Source organism: Rhodovulum sp. PH10, from assembly GCF_000293785.1.
Taxonomy (GTDB): domain Bacteria; phylum Pseudomonadota; class Alphaproteobacteria; order Rhizobiales; family Xanthobacteraceae; genus Rhodoplanes.
Map to the genome: position 1 here is coordinate 1 of NZ_AKZI01000166.1, position 18832 is coordinate 18832.

Below are 18832 nucleotides of genomic sequence, written 5' to 3' on the forward strand. Positions count from 1 at the left end.
CCTCATCCTTCGAGACGTCGCCTTCGGCGACCCTCAGGATGAGGTCATGGTTTCCCGCCGCTGGTATGACCCTCTCCCATGGGGAGAGGATCGGGCGGGAGCGCCGCTCGCGACCGACGTGAGGAGTGACGACACCGGTCGGACGGCTCGGCACCCCCTCACCCGGAGCCCTCGCTATCGCTCGGTCTCCGACCTCTCCCCGCCGGGGAGAGGTGAAGGAAGCACCTCGCAGCGCGGCATCTCGAGCACGAGCGGACGAGTCCCTCACGCCACCGGCTCGGGCGGCGGCACCGGCTCATCGGGCTCGTCGGACGACGCCACCGCCGGGAGATTGGCCGGCGGCTCGGGCGCCGGCTGCTTGGTCAGCAGGCGGCACAGCCGGGCGATGGTCGGCTTCAGCTCGTGGCGATGCATCACCATGTCGACCATGCCGTGCGCCTTGAGATACTCGGCCTTCTGGAAGCCGTCCGGCAGGCGCTCGCGAATGGTCTGCTCGATCACCCGCGGGCCGGCGAAACCGATCAGCGCGCCGGGCTCGGCGAGATGCACGTCGCCGAGCATCGCGTAGGAGGCGGTGACGCCGCCGGTGGTCGGGTTGGTCAGCACGACGATGTAGGGCTTCTTCGCCTCGCGCAGGCGCTGCACCGCGACCGTGGTGCGCGGCATCTGCATCAGCGAGAGAATGCCCTCCTGCATGCGCGCGCCGCCGGAGGAGACGAACAGCACGAACGGCGTCTGCTTGTCGATCGCGGTCTCGATGCCGGCGATGATCGCCTCGCCCGCCGCCATGCCGAGCGAGCCGCCCATGAAGTCGAATTCTTGCGCCCCGATCACCACCGGCAAGCCCTCGAGCTTGCCGTAGCCGAGCTTCACCGCGTCGGTGAGGCCGGTCTTGGTGCGGGCGTCCTTGAGGCGGTCGGTGTAGCGACGCGCGTCGCGGAACTTCAGCGGATCGACCGGCACCGCCGGCACGCCGACATCGAACCAGGTCTCGCCGTCGAACATCGACTTCAGGCGCGCGGTGGCGCTCATCCGCATGTGATAGTTCGAGCCGGGAATGACGAACTGGTTCGCCTCCACGTCCTTGTAGAAGACGAGCTGGCCGGTCTCCGGACACTTGATCCAGAGATTTTCCGGCACCTCGCGCCGGTTGAGGAACCCGCGGATCTTCGGGCGGACGACGTTCGAGATCCAGTTCATCGGATGATTGTCCATGGCCTTCCGCTCACTTCGCGCCCGGCGCCGCGTCGGCCGTGCGTGCGCCCCGCACACCCGAGGCGAGCTCGCGCACCAGCGCGGCGACGGCGGGAACCGTCCTCTCGGTCGCTCGCTCGGCTTCGTCCAGGCTCGCCTCGACGGCGCCGACCACCGCCGAGCCGACCACCACCGCATCGGCGTTGCGGGCGATCGCGGCGGCATCCGCCGCGGTGCGCACGCCGAAGCCGACCGCGACCGGCAGCGGCGTCTTCGCCTTGACCGCGGCGACCGCCTTGCCGACCGCCTCGAAGTCCGGCGTCGCGGTGCCGGTCACCCCGGTGATCGAGACGTAATAGACGAAGCCCGAGGTGTTTTCGAGCGCGACCGGCAGCCGCTTCTCGTCGGTGGTGGGGGTGAGCAGCCGCACGAAGCTGACGCCCGCCGCGAGCGCGGGACCGCAGAACTCGTCGTCCTCCTCGGGCGGCAGATCGACCACGATCAGACCGTCGACGCCGGCGGCCTTCGCGTCGGCCAGGAAGCGCGCGACGCCGTAGACGTAGATCGGGTTGAAGTAGCCCATCAGCACGATCGGCGTGGCGTCGTCGTTCGCGCGAAAGCTGCGCACCATCGCCAGCGTCTTGGCCAGCGTTTGGCCGTGCTTCAGCGCACGCTGCGAGGAGGCCTGAATGGTCGGGCCGTCGGCCATCGGATCGGAGAACGGCATGCCGAGCTCGATCAGGTCGGCGCCGGCGCCCGGCAGCGCCTGGAGAATCGCGAGCGAGGTTTTTTCGTCGGGATCGCCGGCGGTGACGAAGGTGACGAGGCCGGCCCGGCCTTGCTGCCTCAGCGCCGAGAAGCGATTGTCGATGCGGGTGGTCATGATCAGTGTGGTCCCCCGTTGCCCCCGCGCACGACGCTCGTGAAGTCCGACCAGTCCTCGACCTTGAAGGCCCGGATGTCCCGGACCGACTGGCGGAACCAATCGATCGCCCGCAGCGTGTCGATCGCCTTGTAGACGGCCGTGAGGGTCGACTCGCCGTCGTAGAGATAGACGCTGCCCTGGGTCCATTTGAACCCGAGCGTCTCGAGCTCGCGACGAACCTCGAAATACGCGTTGTTGTAAGGGTCGCCGTAAGTCCGGCGCAGAATGCTGACGTCGAGATCGAAGGCGATCGCGTACATCAAAACTGCCCCCCGAGATGGCGGGCGACGGAATCGAGGTCCTTGTCGCCGCGGCCCGAGAGGTTGATCACCATCAAATGGTCCTTCGGCTTCTTCGGCGCGATCTCGACCGCTTTTGCGAGCGCGTGCGCCGGCTCGAGCGCCGGGATGATGCCCTCGAGGCGCGAGCACAGCTTGAAGGCGTCGAGCGCCTCCTCGTCGGTCGCCGACAGATAGGTCACCCGGCCGATGTCGTGCAGCCAGGAATGCTCCGGCCCGATGCCCGGATAATCGAGGCCGGCGGAGATCGAGTGCGCCTCCTCGATCTGGCCGTCGCCGTCCATCAGGAGATAGGTGCGGTTGCCGTGCAGAACGCCGGGCCGGCCGCCGGTGATGGAGGCCGCGTGCTCGCCGCTGGCGATGCCGTGGCCGGCCGCCTCGACGCCATAAATCTCCACCGACGCGTCGTCGAGGAACGGGTGAAAAAGCCCCATCGCGTTGGAGCCGCCGCCGACGCAGGCGATGAGCGAATCCGGCAGCCGGCCCTCGACCGCCTGCATCTGCGCCTTCGCCTCGATGCCGATCACCGACTGAAAGTCGCGCACCATCATCGGATAGGGGTGCGGCCCGGCGACCGTGCCGATGCAGTAGAAGGTGTCCCGCACATTGGTGACCCAATCGCGAAGCGCCTCGTTCATCGCGTCCTTGAGGGTGGCGGAGCCCGACGTGACGGGCCGCACCTCGGCGCCGAGCGCCTTCATGCGCAACACGTTCGGCTGCTGCCGCTCGACGTCGACCGCGCCCATATAGACGATGCAGTCGAGGCCGAATTTCGCGCACAGGGTTGCGGTCGCGACGCCATGCATGCCGGCGCCGGTCTCGGCGATGATGCGCGGCTTGCCCATGCGGCGCGCCAGCATGATCTGGCCGAGCACGTTGTTCACCTTGTGCGCGCCGGTGTGGTTGAGGTCCTCGCGCTTCAGGTAAATCTTGGCGCCGCCGAGATGCGTGGTGAGGCGCTCGGCGAAATAGAGCGGCGACGGCCGGCCGACATAGGTCGCGAGGTGGCCGTCCATCTCCGCCTTGAATGCGGGATCGGCCTTGGCCTCGGCATAAGCGCGCTCCAAGGCCAGCACCAGCGGCATCAGGGTCTCGGCGACGAAGCGGCCGCCATAGAGGCCGAAATGGCCGCGCTCGTCGGGTCCGGTGCGGAACGAGTTCGGCGTCTGCGGAATGGTCATGCGATGCCTGACGAAATTTTTCGGGTGCTCGAAGCTGCGGGCCGCCGGCGGCCGGTCCGGGCGCGCCGCACGGGCGCCGACCGGCCGTCACATCGTGGTCTCGGGCCCCTTGCTAGCACCCTGCCGGCCGTCTGGAAAGCAAGCGCCGGTGCGGGCGGCGGTCTAGACCGCGGCGCGGGCGGCGCGGACGAATGCGGCGATTTTCTCCGGATCCTTGTCGCCCGGCGCCCTCTCCACCCCGGACGACACGTCGACCGCCGGCGAGCGGGTGATGTTCAGCGCCTGCGCGACATTATGCGGGTCGAGCCCGCCCGACAGCATGGTCGGGAGCCCCGCCTCGAGCCCGTCCAGGAGGCGCCAGTCGAACGCCTTGCCGAGCCCGCCGGGCCGGGTCGCACCCTTGGGCGCCCGGGCGTCGAACAGGATCCGGTCGGCGATGCCGGCATAATCCGCCACCGCCGCGAGATCGCCGGCCTCGGCGACCGGCAAAGCCTTCATCACCGGAATGCCGAACCGGGATTTGATCGCCGCGACGCGGGCCGGGCTCTCCTTGCCGTGCAGTTGCAGGAGGTCCGGCTTCAGGGCGTCGACGATCGCGGCGAGCAGCGCGTCGTCGGCATCGACCGTGAGCGCCACCTTGTGCAGCCGCCCGTTCGCACGGGCGACCACGTCGCGGGCGTGCAAGAGGTCGAGATGGCGGGGCGACGGCGGGAAGACCACGAAGCCGGCCATGTCGGCGCCGGCGGCGACCGTCGCCTCCACCGCCTCCGGCGTGGTGAGCCCGCAGATTTTGACGAGGAGGGTCATGGGACGAAGGTCACGACGTTTGGACCATAGGGCGAGGATCACGGGGCCGTCGACTCGAGCAGTATCGAAAGCCGATCGAGGGATTCGACCAGGGACGGACAGTCGTTCCGGAGAACGGCGTGGACGGTGGCGAAATCGATCCGCCAATACATGTGCACCAGAATGTGGCGCATATCGATCGCGGCGCGCCTTGGGATCTCGGGGGCCAGAGCCCGCACGGCGGCCGGCACTTGGTTGAACGCCTCCCCGATGACGATCAGGCAAAAGACGGCTGCGAAGCGGCGCTCCGGGCTCTCCGCGTCGGTGAACACGGCCGGCTCGCACGTCCCCAGCCGTGCGGCGTGCTCGGCCATGTTTCGCGCGTCACGGAGACGATCCCCGACCGGACGGCTCAAAGCGGCTCCGCGAGCGCCGGCAGCTCGACCGCCTCCCGGTCCCTCAACCCGCTCCGCAGCACGATCCCCACCGGCCGGCCCAGCAGATCACCGAGCTCGACCTCGGCTTTCGCCAGATCGAGCAGGCTGAGGCCGGGCTTCTTCACGGCGAGGAACGAGAGCGAGCCCGCGGCGGGGATGTGAGCGGCCGTGCCTTCCGGCAGCAATCCGGTGAACGTCAGCGGATATCGGCCCTCGATCGCCGCGACGTGCATGCGCAGGATCGCGCGATTGATGTCGGGTGCGTTCATCGGACGCCCTCCGCCGCCCCGGCTCGTTGCGGAAGACCGGCAGGCACGGGGCGAGGCATTCGCCGGCGCCCGGCTCCGGCTCGCTCACGCCCCGGTTTCCCGGCTCGCACCGGATATGGGCACGACTGCCGGCGAAAACAGCGGCCTGCGGCCGGCCCATGTGTGGTGAGCGCGGGTCGTGAGTCGTAGGCCGTGGATCGTGGCTCTCGCGTCGGCCGTCGGCACCGTCCGAGGCGATCGGCCGAACGGCACCGGTCCGTCGGCGCGTTGCGCCGCGCTCTCCGGCGCCGGCACCGACACAGGCCCTGGTGCCGGCGCGCCGTTCGGCGGCCGGCCGGCACCGGCAGTCTCTGCCGCCGCCTCAGGCGGCCGGGCGCTGCAGGGCGGCGCGCGGCGGCCAGCGGCGGGCGTCGTCCTCGACCTCGTTGAGGCGGCGCTTGAGGTCGCCGATCTCGGCGCGGGCCTGGCGCAGCTCCGACTGCGAGCGGCGGGCGGTGCGGCGCCACCGGCCCTGGCCGAGCCAGGTGGCGATGCCGCCGATCAACACGCCGACCGCCAGCAGGCCGATCACCAGAAGGAACATCGGCACCTGCACCGCATTGGCGAGGTCGCCGTTGCTGAACGGATCGAGCGACACCGGCACCGTGTGCCGGTTGACCAGCGCGAGCGCCACCACGACGATCGCCAGCGGCACGAGGACGATGACGGCGAGTGTCCTGCGAATCATGATGCAATGTCTTTCGATGGAGATGAATCGTCGTCGATGTCGGAGCGGTTGAGCCGCTCCCGCATTTCCTTGCCGGTCTTGAAGAACGGCACGCACTTCTGGTCGACCTCGACGTGCTGACCGGTGCGGGGATTGCGCCCCGTGCGGGCCGGCCGCTCCTTGACCGAGAAGGCGCCGAAGCCGCGCAGCTCCACCCGGTCGCCACGCGCCAGCGCCGCCGTGATCTCGTTGAGGATGGCGTTGACGATGTTCTCGACGTCCCGCTGATAAAGATGCGGATTTTGCGCCGCGATCCGCTGGACGAGTTCCGATTTGATCATGTTGTTCCGCCGATCGGCGCCCCGAACGTCCCCCGCCGCGATCGACACCGCAGCGGAGGCCGTAAAACCCCGCGCCGTGCCGTCAATCCGCCGCGCGAGGGTGCCAAAGCGCCAGCAAGCCGTCAAGACTAAGGGTCTCTAAAGACTGGATTGTCCCCGTTCCTGCCAGGGTCCGGGCGAGGCCGCCCAGCCCGGCCGCGTCGAGCGCGGCGGTGCCGAGATGGAGAAACGACAGCTCGCCGAGGTCACGCTCGAGGTCCCAGTCCTTGACCGGAAGCTTCGCGTCGATCCCCTTGGTCTTGGCGAGCCACTCCACTGCGGTCTCCTCGGTGCCGAGACCATCGATCAGCTTCAGCTCGACCGCCTGCCGCCCGGTGAAGACACGCCCGTCGGTGACCTTGCCGAGAATGTCCGGGTCGAGCTTGCGCCGCTCGCGCACGAGATCGCGGAACCAGTCGTAGGAATCGGCGACCAGCGCGGCGATCGCCGCGCGCGCCTCCGGGCTGGTCGGCTCGAAGCCGTTCGGCGCCGCCTTGAGCGGCGACGACTTGACCTCCTCGACCTTCACGCCGAGCGTCTTCAGGAGGTCGGACACGTTCGGATACTGGAACAGCACGCCGATCGAGCCGACGATCGCGTTGCCCTGGGCGATGATGTGGTCGCCGGCGAGCGCGGCGATGTAGCCGCCCGAGGCGGCCATGCCGTCCACCACCATCACGGTCGGCTTCTTGGCGACCAGCTCGCGCAGCGCGGTGTGGAGCTGCTCGGAGCCGGCGGTGGTGCCGCCGGGGCTGTCGATATGAACGACCACCGCCTTGACCGACTTGGCCTTTCCGAGCTTTTGCAGGGCCTCGACGCGATCGCGGTCGTTGCGGATCACCCCGGAGATGGTCACCCGGGCGATCCGGTCGCCGCCGGCGAAGCCGAGGTCCGCGCGCCCGCGCACCGCCCCGGCCGCCACCAGAATGCCGACCACCGCGACCGCGACGGCGACGACCCGCCAGAACGTCAGCTTGCGCCGCATGCGGCGGCGGTCGACCATGGTATCGGCATCGAACGACATCGGTGATGGCCTCGGCAGGAGAGCGAAGGGAGATCGGCTGGCCTCCGCCATCCGACACGAATTCGGCGAGGCGAAGGCGAAACGGGGCACCCGCGCCCGTCGCACGAATGTCCGACGAATCCGTTTCCCCCGTCGAGCGTTTTCTCGAGGCTCGTTCCGGGTGATCCGAGGTTTTTCGCTCCGCCCGCGGCGAGCACGGCACCGACGGAGCGAGGCCCGAAACGCAGAAAGGGCGGGGTCTCCCCCGCCCTTCCGAGATCGTCGAAGAAAAAAGGACCGGTGCCGGAAAGGGCCGGTCAGTCCTTCTTCTCGTTGGCCCGCTTGAGGGCGGTGCCGAGAATGTCGCCGAGCGTCGCGCCGGAGTCGGACGAGCCGTACTGGGCGATCGCCTCCTTCTCCTCGGCCACCTCGAGCGCCTTGATCGAGACCTGCACCTTGTGCGACTTGCGGTCGAACTGGGTGACGCGGGCATCGACCTTCTGGCCGACCGCGAAGCGGTCGGGGCGTTGCTCGGAGCGGTCGCGGGCGAGCTCGGAGCGCTTGATGAAGGCGGCGAGGTCGGTCCCGACGATCTTCACGTCGATGCCGCCTTCCTTCACGTCGGTCACCTCGCAGGTGATCACCGCGCCCTTGCGGACGTCGCCGGCCTCGGCGAAGGGGTCGCCCTCGAGCTGCTTGATGCCGAGCGAGATGCGCTCCTTCTCGACGTCGACGTCGAGCACCTGGGCGCGCACGTGGTCGCCCTTCTTGAACTCCTCGATGACCTGCTCGCCGGGGCGCTTCCAGTCGAGGTCCGACAGATGGACCATGCCGTCGACGTCGCCGTCGAGCCCGAGGAACAGGCCGAACTCGGTCTTGTTCTTGACCTCGCCCTCGACCACGGAACCGGGCGGATACTTCTCGACGAAGACCTCCCACGGGTTGCGCATGGTCTGCTTGAGGCCGAGCGAGATGCGGCGCTTGACCGGATCCACCTCGAGCACCTGCACCTCGACCTCCTGGGAGGTGGAGACGATCTTGCCGGGATGGACGTTCTTCTTGGTCCACGACATCTCGGAGACGTGGATCAGGCCTTCGATGCCCGGCTCCAGCTCCACGAACGCGCCGTAGTCGGTGATGTTGGTGACGCGGCCCATCAGGCGGGTCGCCACCGGATACTTGGCCTCGATGCCCTGCCACGGATCGGCCTGAAGCTGCTTCATGCCGAGCGAGATGCGGTGGGTCTCGTGGTTGATCTTGATGATCTTGACCTTGACCTGCTGGCCGATGTTCAAGACCTCGGAGGGGTGGTTCACCCGCCGCCAGGCGATGTCGGTCACGTGCAGGAGGCCGTCGATGCCGCCGAGGTCGACGAACGCACCGTAATCGGTGATGTTCTTGACCACGCCGTCGATCACCTGCCCCTCTTCGAGGTTCTGGACCAGCTCCTGGCGCTGCTCGGCGCGGGTCTCTTCCAGCACGGTGCGGCGCGACACCACGATGTTGCCGCGGCGCCGATCCATCTTGAGGATCTGGAACTGCTGCGGGACGTTCATCAGCGGGGTGACGTCGCGGATCGGGCGGATGTCGACCTGGGAGCGCGGCAGGAACGCCACCGCGCCGTCGAGATCGACGGTGAAGCCGCCCTTCACCTGATTGAAGATGACGCCGGAGACCTTCTCGTTGCTCTGGAACGCCTTCTCGAGCTTGCCCCAGCTCTCCTCGCGGCGCGCCTTGTCGCGCGACAGCACGGCCTCGCCGAGCGCGTTCTCGACGCGCTCCAGGTAGACCTCGACGGTGTCGCCGACCTTGATCTCGTTCTGCCGTCCGGGCGCCTGGAACTCGCGGAGCGGCACCCGCCCCTCGGTCTTGAGGCCGACGTCGATGACCGCGAGATCCTTCTCGATCGCGACCACGGTCCCCTTGATGACGGTGCCTTCCTGCAGGTTGCCCTGGGTGAAGGATTCCTCGAGCATGGCCGCGAAATCTTCGCGCATCGGCGACGCGGCAGTCGTGGCTTGAGCGGTTTGAGCCATGAAGTCTCCTGACGGGACGGCCGGCGGGCTGGAGTGAAGGAACGCCCCGACGGTCCGGGCCGAAGGCCCCGTAGCCTTCGGCTGCCACCCCTGTCGCCCTCCCCCGAATGCGGGGGAAGACCGGGAGGGTGGGCCGGCCCAATCGACCGAACGGTCGGGACGAGATTTCCGGGCGCCGCGGCCGCACGGGGTCGCGGGAGCGGGACCGGTTCCGACGGAACCGTTCCGACATGCACGAAAGCCCCGCTCCGGGGTTTTTCACCCTCGGGCGGGACGTCCCGCATGCTCCGCTCGGGCGGCTTCGACGTAGTCGGCGGCCCGGACGTTGGCGTCTATATCGTATCGGGTGGGTGTCGAGCAAGGCCGGCTCGCCGGCCGGGCGAGAAACACGAGGCCGGAAAAGCCGGGAGAATCGCGCCGCGAGGGTCGAAAATTCGCGATTCCCGATTAAGTTCGAGAACCGACACGCCGGACGACCGACACGCCGGTCCCGGCAGAGCGCACGCATGCGCATCACCCGGCGAGACCGCGCCTCGCGTCGCGGGCCCGCCGGACCCGTCGCCGAACACATCGAAGGCTCCGGACGCCGTGACCGCCGACCCGACCACCACCACGATCTTCAAGGTGAGGCACGTCACCACCTACCGCTACCGGCGGCCGGTCGGGTTCGGCGAGCATCGCATGATGTTCCGGCCGCGCGACTCCTACGACCAGCGGCTGCTCGCCTCCTCGCTGCGCATCACCCCGCGGCCGGCGAGCCTGCGCTGGGTGCACGACCCGTTCGGCAACTGCGTCGCCCTCGCCCGCTTCGAGGAGGACGCCGAGGAGCTGACCTTCGAGAGCGGCATCGAGGTGAAGCACTATCCCGACCCGCTCGACTTCCAGGCCGAGGATTGGGCTCAGACCTACCCGTTTTCCTACGATCCGGAGGAATATCCGGACCTGCTGCCGTTCATCACCCGCCAGCACGTCGACCCGACCGGCGAGGTCGCCCGCTGGGCGCAGCGCTTCCTGCGGCAGGGCCACCCGACCCCGACCGGCAACCTCCTGATGACGCTCGGCTCGGCGATCGGCGAGAGTTTTGCCTACAACCGCCGCACCGAGCACGGCACCCAGGACCCGCTGACCACGCTGCGGCTGCGGCGCGGCACCTGCCGGGATTTCGCGCTGTTCATGATGGAGGCGATGCGCGCGCTCGGCCTCGCCGCGCGGTTCGTGTCGGGCTACCTCTACGTGCCCTCGCGCGACGGCCCGCAGCGGCTCGGCGGCGGGGCGACCCACGCCTGGTGCCAGGTGTACGTTCCGGGCGCCGGCTGGATCGAGTTCGACCCGACCAACGGCATCGTCGGCAATCGCGATCTCGTGCGCGTCGCGGTCGCCCGCACACCGGCGCAGGCGGTGCCGCTGTCGGGCACCTATCGCGGCGGCTGCGACGACTCGCTCGGCATGACCGTCGAGGTGCAAGTCACGTCGCACGACGACACGTCGCACGACGACACCTCGCACGACGACACGTCGCACGATGCGACGAGCGGCGACCCGACGTCGCATCCGGAAGCCTCGGAGAGCCGCGCGACGGACCGCACCGGGCCGCGCGCCTGCGCCGGCGCGTGATCGGGCGCGTGATCCGACACGTGATCGTGCGCGCCGTCCGGCCGATCGCGCGGGTGTGACCGCTGCGGCGCGGCGAAACGGCGCGCCGGCCTTGCTCCTGCGGTGGCCGGCGACCATCTCCCCTGGCGGGGGAGGTTTTTTCCGAAGCCGCTCCGGCACGATCGTCTTCCAACCGAGGGACCGACAGCCGATGCCCGCAGTCGCTCCGACGCATTCGCAGAACCCGCAAAACTCCGGCGACGCCAGCCGCCGCGATTTCCTCTATGTCGCCACCGGCGCGGTCGGCGCGGTCGGCACCGCGCTCACGGTGTGGCCGCTCCTGTCCTCGATGAACCCGGACGCCGCCACCGTCGCCGCCGGCGCGCCGATCGAGGTGGATCTCACGCCGATCGCCGAGGGCCAGATCGTCAAGGTGACCTGGCGCAGCAAGCCGATCTTCATCTTCCACCGCACCGCCGAGGAGGTCGCGGCGGCGCGCGACACCCCGCTGAACCAGCTTCCAGACCCCGCCTCCGACGCCGACCGCACGAAACCGGGCCACGAGCCGTGGCTCGTGGTGATCGGCATCTGCACCCATCTCGGCTGCATCCCGATCGGTCACGAGGGCGCCTATGGCGGCTGGTTCTGCCCGTGCCACGGCTCGGTCTACGACACCGCCGGCCGCATCCGGCAGGGCCCGGCGCCGCGCAATCTCGATCTGCCGCCCTACAGCTTCGTGTCGGACACCACGATCCGGATCGGCGAGGAAGGCACCGCCTGACGCCGGCGCAGGCGTTCGTCGACGACACGACGAAAGGCCGGCCGCGCGCCGGCCTTTTTTCGTCGCGCCTCGGCGGGGCGCGCCCGAGCCGCCTTCGCTGCAGCGCGGGAACGAGACGGCCGACCTGCGCATTTGGCATCCGGCTTGCCTGATGGTCCCGTGTCATTTCGAACCGGAAAGCGTTTGCGCATGAAGATCCGTGCGGGTTTCGACATCGCCTTCGACTGCCCTGCCCCCACCCCCTTGATCCTTCTGCTCGGTGTCGAGGCCGCCCGCGAGGCGGACCTCGAGACGCCGCAAAAGATCCGGTTCGATCCGCCGGTCGAGCACCGCAGCTATCGCGACATGTTCGGCAATGCCTGCACCCGCGTGGTCGCGCCGGGCGGCGTGTTTCGCATGTCGGCCGATTTCGTGATCCGCGATTCCGGCGAGCCCGATCCGATCGTGCCGGACGCCGAGCAGATCCCGGTGGAGAAGCTGCCCGACGAGACGCTCGTCTATCTGCTCGGCAGCCGCTATTGCGACACCGAGCATCTCGCCGACGCCGCCTGGTCGCTGTTCTCCGCCACGCCGCCCGGCTGGGCGCGGGTGCAGGCGATCTGCGACTACGTGCACCAGCGGCTCACCTTCGGCTACTCGCACGCCCGCGCCACCCGCACCGCGGCGGAGGGCCATGCCGAGCAGCGCGGCGTGTGCCGCGATTTCGCGCACCTCGCGATCACCTTCTGCCGGTGCATGAACATCCCGGCGCGCTACTGCACCGGCTATCTCGGCGACATCGGCGTGCCGATCGATCCCAACCCGATGGATTTCTCCGCCTGGTTCGAGGCCTATCTCGGCGGCCGCTGGTACACCTTCGACGCCCGCCACAACGTGCCGCGCATCGGCCGCATCGTGATGGCGCGCGGGCGCGACGCGACCGACGTGGCGATCTCCACCGCTTTCGGCCGCGCCGACCTGCACACCTTCAAGGTGATCACGGAGGAGGTGGGGTGACGAGCGAGTGGCGAGTAGCGAGTGGTGAGTGGCGAATAGCGAGTAGCGAGTGGTGCGTGGCGAGTGGTGATACGGCCCGCACAATCGAAAGAACCTCTCTCCGTCCTCACCCTGAGGGCCGCCGAAGGCGGCGTCTCGAAGGGCTAGGACGGCCTCATGGTTCGAGACGCGGCCTGCGGCCGCTCCTCACCATGAGGGGAAACTCGTTGCAGTCGCGCACCGATTCGAGTTGCGAATAGCGAATGGTGAGTGGTGAGTGGTGAGTGGTGATACGGCCCGCACAATCGAAAGAACCTCTCTCCGTCCTCACCCTGAGGGCCGCCGAAGGCGGCGTCTCGAAGGGCGAGGACGGCCTCATGGTTCGAGACGCGGCCTGCGGCCGCTCCTCACCATGAGGGGAAACTCGTTGCAGTCGCGCACCGATTCGAGTTGCGAATAGCGACTGGTGAAGTGGCCGGCTGAAGTCGGTGAAAGACGGCGGCGCGCGCAATTCGCTATTCGCGACTCGCCATTCGCCTTCTTCCCTACTCGCCACTCGCCATTCGCCTTCTTCCCTACTCGCTATTCGCCATTCGCTTTTCGCCCTCTTCCCTACTCGCTATTCGCCACTCGCCATTCGCCCCCTTCCCTCCTCGCCATTCGCCCCTCTTCCACGATCTCCAGAGCCGCCGCCAAGGCCGCCGCGATATCGAGCGTCGTGGTGTCGAGCACCCGGGCATCGTCCGCCGGCTTCAGCGGCGCCACCGCGCGCGCCGTGTCGCGCGCGTCGCGGCGCCGGATGTCCTCCAGAATCTCCGCCTCGTCGACCGAAAGCCCCTTCGAGCGAAACTCCAGAAAACGACGGCGCGCCCGCTCCTCCGGCGAGGCGGTGACGAAAATCTTCACGTCGGCGTCGGGACAGATCACCGTGCCGATGTCGCGCCCGTCGAGCACCGCGCCGGGCGGCGTCGCGGCAAAGCTCTTCTGGAAATCGACCAGCGCCGCGCGCACCTCCGGATAGGCCGAGACGATCGAGGCCGCCTCGCCCGCCTTCTGGCTCTTCAGCGCCTCCTCGTCGAAGTTCTGCGGGTCGATCGAGGCCGCGGCCCCGACCGCGCAGGCGCGGTCGTCGAGCGGCCGCCCGGCCGTGAGCACCGCCCAGCCGACCGCGCGGTAGAGGAGCCCGGTGTCGAGATGGCGCAGCCCGTAATGGGCCGCGAGCCGTTTCGCCAGCGTGCCCTTGCCGGAGGCCGCCGGTCCGTCGATGGCGATGATCATGGAAGCACCCGCTGGAAGCACCCGCTCGAATCACCCGATCTCGGCGCCGAGGTTTTTCATCGTGTCGAGAAAGCCCGGAAAGCTGGTGGCGATGAAGCCCGCGTCGTCGATCGTGACCGGCTTTTCCGAGGCGAGCCCCATCACCAGCGCCGACATCGCCAAACGATGATCCATGTGGGTGGCGACCAGCCCGCCGCCCGGCGCCCGGCCGCGCCCTTCGACGATCAGATCGTCGCCGTCGATCTCGACCGCGACGCCGTTCACCCGCAGCAGATCGGCGGTGGCGGCGAGGCGATCCGATTCCTTCACCCGCAGCTCCTTCAGCCCGCGCATCACCGTGCGCCCCTCGGCGAAGGCGGCGGCGACCGCGAGCACCGGATACTCGTCGATCATCGCCGGCGCGCGCGCGGCCGGCACCTCGACGCCGCGCAGCGTGGAAAACTCCACCCGGAAATCCGCCATCTCCTCGCCACCGTCGCGCCTGACCGCGACCGGCTCGATCGACGCGCCCATCTCCGTCAGCGTGGCAAAAAGCCCCGTGCGCAGCGGATTGGTCATCACCCCCGACAGCACGAGGTCGGAGCCCGGCACGATCAGCGCCGCGACCAGCGGAAACGCGGCCGACGACGGGTCGGCCGGCACCGCGACCGGCGCAGGCGACAGCTCCGGCTGGCCGGTGAGTGTGATGCGGCGGCCGTGCGGCCCGTCCGGCTCGACCCGCACGCTCGCGCCGAAATGCGCCAGCATCCGCTCGGTGTGGTCGCGCGTCGCCTCGCGCTCGACCACGATCGTCTCGCCCGGCGCCGACAGGCCGGCGAGCAGCACCGCCGACTTCACCTGCGCGGACGGCACCGGCGTCTCGTAGAGGGTCGGGATCGGGTCGCGCGCGCCGGCGAGCCGGATCGGCAGGCGGTCGCCTTCGGCCGCCGCGAGCACCTCGGCGCCCATGCGGAGAATCGGATCGAGGATGCGCCGCATCGGCCGGCGCCGCAGCGAGGCGTCACCGTCGAAGGTCGCCGTCACCGGCGAGCCGGCGACCGCCCCCATCACCAGCCGGCAGCCGGTGCCGGAATTGCCGAAGTCGAGCGTTTCGGGCGGCGCCGCGAAGCCGCCGACGCCGACGCCCTCGACCGTCCAGGCGCCCGGCCCGGTGCGCGTCACGGTGGCGCCGAGGAGCCGCATCGCCTGCACGGTGCGCAACACGTCGTCGCCTTCGAGGAGCCCGGTGATCACGGTGCGGCCGACCGTCAGCGCGCCGAGAATCAGCGCCCGGTGCGAGATCGACTTGTCGCCGGGCACGCGGACGGTGCCCCGCAGAGGACCGCCGGCGCGGGCGGTGACGGCGGTCGGCGCAACGGACGGGTGGGCGGAAGACATGGGGGCGGACGACATGGGGGCGGACGACATGGCGCTTTCCGACGGCCTCCGGTTCTGGAACCGGGACTGATTATCGGGCTTTGGCCCGGGCGCCCACCGGAATCTGGCCTGCCCCGGCCGATCCGCCGCGAAACGCGGCGACGCGCGCGAAAATCGCCGCATTCGGCTGCGAGCGCATCCGGCCTGGGGCTAACCCCAAGGTCGGCCGTCGCTATTGACACCGCCGCGGCGACTCGCCAAGGGGAGTGTCCGCTTTTCACCCGGTTCCAAGGATATCCGACCGTGGCAAAACCCGAGCTCGGTACGAAACGCCTCTGCGCTTCCTGCGGCGCGAAGTTCTACGACCTCAACAACGATCCGATCACCTGCCCGAAATGCGGCGTGGTGTTCGAGGTGACGGCCCTGACACCCCGTGGTGGTCGTCCGGAGGCCGCCGCCCGCGGCACGCAGACCCAGGACGGCGACCTGCCGGAGACCCAGGAGGCCGAGTTCGTGTCGCTCGAGGAGGCCGATGCGGAGGCGACCGGCGCCAAGAAGGCACCGGCCGGCGACGAGGGGGACGTGGACGACGACGTCGAGATGGACGATTCGATCGACGACGACGACACCTTCATCGACGAGAGCGAGGAAGAGGACACCGACGTGTCGGAAATCCTCGGTGGCGACATCGACGACGAGGAGGAAAGTTGATTTCTCGTCGAAACGACTTGAGGTCGGCCGCGAAGTGTGGTTTCAGAACGGCCGGCCGCCGACTCGCTCGGTGAGCCGCTCCGGACCCCGCCCCGCCACTAGGCGTGACGAGGACCCGGACCCGGTGCGGGACCCAAGCCGCACCGACAGCGTGGGGCCATAGCTCAGTTGGGAGAGCGCTTGAATGGCATTCAAGAGGTCAGGGGTTCGACTCCCCTTGGCTCCACCAATTCTCCCCGAATAAATCGACAGAGCGAGGCGAGCGCCGGTCTCGGCGCTTCGGAGTTCGCTTTCGGGGATGCGCCACGGCGACATCCGCCTCGCGCCGGCACGTCGTGCCGAGAATAGCTCCGCAGCGACGGCCTGCTCGAATTCGGTGCCCGATTCGAACGGGCGCATCCATTCGACGTGGGGGATTCGGCCGTTCGTACCGCCGCGGCCCCTCCCGCCGAGAGTCGCACGTCCTACGGCCTTTCGATCGTTCCGATTCGTTTCGGTTCTCCGATACTGTCGCCCGGCAGCAACCGTCGGGGACAACGATGTCGTCGTGCCGCCATTTCGCGCACTCCGCCGAGGGGCTCGACCGCGACCGCTGGCAGGGGCTTGCCGATCATCTTCGCGCCGTCGCAGGTCTCGCCGCCGAGCGGGCCGCCGTGTTCGGTGGTGGGTCGCTCGCGGAACTCACCGGATGGCTCCACGACCTCGGCAAGTACGCACCCGCGTTCCAGGCCTACATCGCCGGCACGCGCGCCAAGGGGCCGGACCACGCCACGGCCGGGGCTCGCGAAATTATCGGGCGGTCGTGGTCCCCGGCGGATCGATGGGCCGCCGAGCTCGCCGCGTTCTGCATCGCCGGCCACCACACCGGCCTGCCGGATCGTGGCAGCGGCGGCGCGTCGCTCGACGCGCGCCTGACAGGGGAGCTGCACGCGCTCGACCCGGCGTGGAGGCAGGACGTTCCTCCGCTCGACGGGTCGCCGTCGCCGCGCGGCTTCGAGGCTCACGAGAGCAAGGACAGTCGCGTTCGCGCCTTCCAGCTCGCACTGCTCGGCCGGATGGTGTTCTCCTGCTTGGTGGATGCCGACTACCGCGACACCGAGGCGTTTTACGCGGGGCTGGAGGGCAGGACCGTCGACCGCACGTGGCCGCGTCTGCCCGAGATCGTGGACGCCCTCCTCGCGCGCTTCGATGCCCACATGGCCGCGCTCGCAGCCGGCGCGGACGACACGCCACTCGACCGCCTGCGGGCCGAGATCCTGGCGCACGTTCGGGCGAAGGCCGCGCTGGCGCCCGGCGTGTTCACGCTCACGGTGCCGACCGGCGGCGGCAAGACGCTGGCCTCGCTCGGCTTCGCTCTCGACCACGCGCGCCGCCACGGGCTGCGCCGCATTGTTTATGCGATCCCGTTCACCTCGATCGTCGACCAGACCGCGGACGTCTTTCGCCGTGTCCTCGGCGACGAGATCGTGCTGGAACATCATTCGGCGATCGATGCCGCGGACGACGAGACCGGCGCTGCGAGCGTCCAGGGCAAGATGCGGCGGGCGATGGAGGATTGGGCGGCGCCGGTCGTCGTCACCACCAATGTCCAGCTGCTCGAGAGTTTGTTCGCGGCCAAGCCCTCGCGCTGCCGCAAGATCGCTTCGCTGGCCGGCGCGGTGATCGTGCTCGACGAGGCGCAGGCGATTCCGCTGCATGTGCTGCGTCCGTCAGTGGTGGCTTTGGACGAGCTGGCGCGCAATTACGGCGCCACCATCGTGCTCTGCACCGCCACCCGGCCGGCGCTCGCCGCTCCGAGGTTCGAGCACGGGTTTCGGCTGACGGACGAGCGCGAGCTGGCACCCGAGCCCGACCGCCTACGGCGCGCGCTGCGGCGAACGACCTTGCGCCGGGCGACCGAGCCGCTCGCCGACCACGACCTGGTGGCCGAGCTCGCCGGTGTCGAGCGCGGCCTGGTGATCGTCAACAGCCGGCGACATGCACTCGACCTCTACCGTGCCGCAAAGACTGCCGGACTGGACGGGCTGGTCCATCTCACGACGCGCCAGACGGCGGCCGACCGACGGCGCATCCTGGCGGACGTGCGCGCCACGCTGGCCGCGCGACGGCCCTGCCGGGTGGTCGCGACCAGCCTGATCGAGGCCGGCGTCGACATCGACTTTCCACGCGTGTGGCGAGCCGAGGCGGGGCTCGACCAGATTCTTCAGGCGGCGGGCCGCTGCAACCGCGAAGGCCGCAGCCCGGCGGAGGACGGCATCGTCACCGTGTTCGCGCCCGCCGAGGCGAAGCCACCGCGCGAGATCGCCGCCTTCGCCGCCGCCATGGCCCGCACCGCAGCGAAGCACCCGGATCCGACCTCGCTCGCGGCGATCGATCACTATTTTCGCGAGGTCTACTGGCAGACGGGTGACGGGCTCGACCGCATGCGGATCGGCGGGGAAGCGTCGTCCGAGACCCGCGCGGTGCTCGACTGCTTCAAGGCCGATCGGCTCGGGCTCGACTTCGCCTACCGCACCGTGGGCGACAATTTTCGGCTGATCGAGAGCGGCATGGCGCCGGTGATCGTCGCCGTCGCCGAGGAGGCCCGCACGGCGCTCGACGGTTTGCGCGGTGGCTGGCTCGGGCCGGCGCGGCGGCGCGCCGGCTGCAGAGCCACCTCGTGCAGGTGCCGCCGCCCGACCGCGCCCGGCTGATCCGGAACGGCGACGTCGCGTTCGCCGACCCGGCGCAGCAGTTCGCCGTTCTGCGCGCCGAGGACCTCTACTCCGTCGAGGAGGGCCTCGTGTGGGAGGACGACGAGACGAGGTCATGGATCGTGTAGCCGTGGCGCTTGCACGGGGTGCATCGGGACATAGTGAGAATTACAACCTTTAGTTATGAGACCTGTGCGCGGATAGCTCTGGACGACGCACCGAATTTCTG

The 18832-nt window shown here is 69.3% G+C and carries 19 protein-coding genes and 1 tRNA gene; 7 read left to right on the plus strand and 13 right to left on the minus strand.

The features are described from left to right. Positions 1 to 264: 264 nt before the first annotated feature. The 11 genes from accD to rpsA form a co-directional block, all read right to left on the minus strand. Positions 265 to 1200: an acetyl-CoA carboxylase, carboxyltransferase subunit beta gene (accD, locus tag A33M_RS20375; RefSeq protein WP_040622213.1), complete on the minus strand. Its 936-nt coding sequence runs from the start codon at positions 1198 to 1200 to the stop codon at positions 265 to 267. Between the two features lie 25 nt (positions 1201 to 1225). Next, positions 1226 to 2077 carry a tryptophan synthase subunit alpha gene (gene trpA, locus A33M_RS20380; RefSeq protein WP_008391399.1) on the minus strand — a complete coding sequence of 284 codons (852 nt, stop codon included), beginning with the start codon at positions 2075 to 2077 and terminating at the stop codon, positions 1226 to 1228. Between the two features lie 2 nt (positions 2078 to 2079). Continuing rightward, positions 2080 to 2379, minus strand: a complete 300-nt coding sequence (locus A33M_RS20385) for a virulence protein (protein ID WP_008391400.1) — start codon at positions 2377 to 2379, stop codon at positions 2080 to 2082. Then, positions 2379 to 3599 (minus strand): tryptophan synthase subunit beta, encoded by a 1221-nt coding sequence (gene trpB, locus A33M_RS20390; protein WP_008391402.1) that lies wholly within the window; start codon positions 3597 to 3599, stop codon positions 2379 to 2381. Before trpB ends, A33M_RS20385 begins: the two co-directional genes overlap by 1 nt. Before the next feature lie 162 nt (positions 3600 to 3761). Next, the gene (locus A33M_RS20395; protein WP_040622206.1) at positions 3762 to 4406 is read right to left on the minus strand and encodes a phosphoribosylanthranilate isomerase; all 645 of its coding nucleotides are present in this window, start codon (positions 4404 to 4406) and stop codon (positions 3762 to 3764) included. A gap of 38 nt (positions 4407 to 4444) precedes the next feature. Continuing rightward, on the minus strand, positions 4445 to 4759 hold the full coding sequence (locus A33M_RS20400; RefSeq protein ID WP_052027151.1) for a HepT-like ribonuclease domain-containing protein: 315 nt from the start codon (positions 4757 to 4759) through the stop codon (positions 4445 to 4447). 38 nt (positions 4760 to 4797) lie between these two features. Further along, entirely contained in the window at positions 4798 to 5091 is a 294-nt protein-coding gene (locus A33M_RS20405) for a hypothetical protein (protein WP_008391407.1), read from the minus strand. Positions 5092 to 5452: 361 nt separating this feature from the next. Continuing rightward, entirely contained in the window at positions 5453 to 5818 is a 366-nt protein-coding gene (locus A33M_RS20410; RefSeq protein ID WP_008391409.1) for a LapA family protein, read from the minus strand. Further along, positions 5815 to 6138, minus strand: a complete 324-nt coding sequence (locus A33M_RS20415) for an integration host factor subunit beta (RefSeq protein ID WP_008391412.1) — start codon at positions 6136 to 6138, stop codon at positions 5815 to 5817. The genes A33M_RS20410 and A33M_RS20415 overlap by 4 nt, the downstream gene beginning before the upstream one ends. A gap of 82 nt (positions 6139 to 6220) precedes the next feature. Continuing rightward, entirely contained in the window at positions 6221 to 7201 is a 981-nt protein-coding gene (sppA, locus tag A33M_RS20420; RefSeq protein WP_008391414.1) for a signal peptide peptidase SppA, read from the minus strand. A 296-nt stretch (positions 7202 to 7497) separates the two neighbouring features. Continuing rightward, positions 7498 to 9216 (minus strand): 30S ribosomal protein S1, encoded by a 1719-nt coding sequence (rpsA, locus tag A33M_RS20425; RefSeq protein WP_040622209.1) that lies wholly within the window; start codon positions 9214 to 9216, stop codon positions 7498 to 7500. Positions 9217 to 9804: 588 nt separating this feature from the next. On the opposite strand from rpsA, the gene A33M_RS20430 reads away from it, so the two are divergent. The 3 genes from A33M_RS20430 (at position 9805) to A33M_RS20440 (ending at position 12586) form a co-directional block, all read left to right on the plus strand. Next, entirely contained in the window at positions 9805 to 10830 is a 1026-nt protein-coding gene (locus A33M_RS20430) for a transglutaminase family protein (RefSeq protein WP_008391418.1), read from the plus strand. Between the two features lie 190 nt (positions 10831 to 11020). Next, positions 11021 to 11590 (plus strand): ubiquinol-cytochrome c reductase iron-sulfur subunit, encoded by a 570-nt coding sequence (petA, locus tag A33M_RS20435; protein ID WP_008391420.1) that lies wholly within the window; start codon positions 11021 to 11023, stop codon positions 11588 to 11590. Between the two features lie 189 nt (positions 11591 to 11779). Then, positions 11780 to 12586, plus strand: a complete 807-nt coding sequence (locus tag A33M_RS20440; RefSeq protein WP_008391423.1) for a transglutaminase-like domain-containing protein — start codon at positions 11780 to 11782, stop codon at positions 12584 to 12586. Positions 12587 to 13177: 591 nt separating this feature from the next. Here the strand turns inward: A33M_RS20440 and cmk are convergent. Together cmk and aroA are read right to left on the minus strand one after the other, a co-directional pair. Further along, entirely contained in the window at positions 13178 to 13843 is a 666-nt protein-coding gene (cmk, locus tag A33M_RS20445; protein ID WP_008391425.1) for a (d)CMP kinase, read from the minus strand. A gap of 30 nt (positions 13844 to 13873) precedes the next feature. Then, complete coding sequence (aroA, locus tag A33M_RS20450) at positions 13874 to 15250, minus strand: 3-phosphoshikimate 1-carboxyvinyltransferase (protein WP_008391429.1); 1377 nt, start codon at positions 15248 to 15250, stop codon at positions 13874 to 13876. Positions 15251 to 15502: 252 nt separating this feature from the next. On the opposite strand from aroA, the gene A33M_RS20455 reads away from it, so the two are divergent. From A33M_RS20455 to A33M_RS24725, 4 genes are all read left to right on the plus strand, one after another. Next, positions 15503 to 15910 (plus strand): TIGR02300 family protein, encoded by a 408-nt coding sequence (locus tag A33M_RS20455; protein WP_008391430.1) that lies wholly within the window; start codon positions 15503 to 15505, stop codon positions 15908 to 15910. Between the two features lie 153 nt (positions 15911 to 16063). Beyond that, a tRNA-Ala gene (locus A33M_RS20460) sits at positions 16064 to 16139 on the plus strand. Positions 16140 to 16449: 310 nt separating this feature from the next. Further along, positions 16450 to 18603 carry a CRISPR-associated helicase/endonuclease Cas3 gene (locus A33M_RS20465; protein WP_008391432.1) on the plus strand — a complete coding sequence of 718 codons (2154 nt, stop codon included), beginning with the start codon at positions 16450 to 16452 and terminating at the stop codon, positions 18601 to 18603. Beyond that, positions 18570 to 18731 (plus strand): hypothetical protein, encoded by a 162-nt coding sequence (locus A33M_RS24725; RefSeq protein WP_008391434.1) that lies wholly within the window; start codon positions 18570 to 18572, stop codon positions 18729 to 18731. The genes A33M_RS20465 and A33M_RS24725 overlap by 34 nt, the downstream gene beginning before the upstream one ends. The last annotated feature ends 101 nt before the right edge of the window (positions 18732 to 18832 follow it).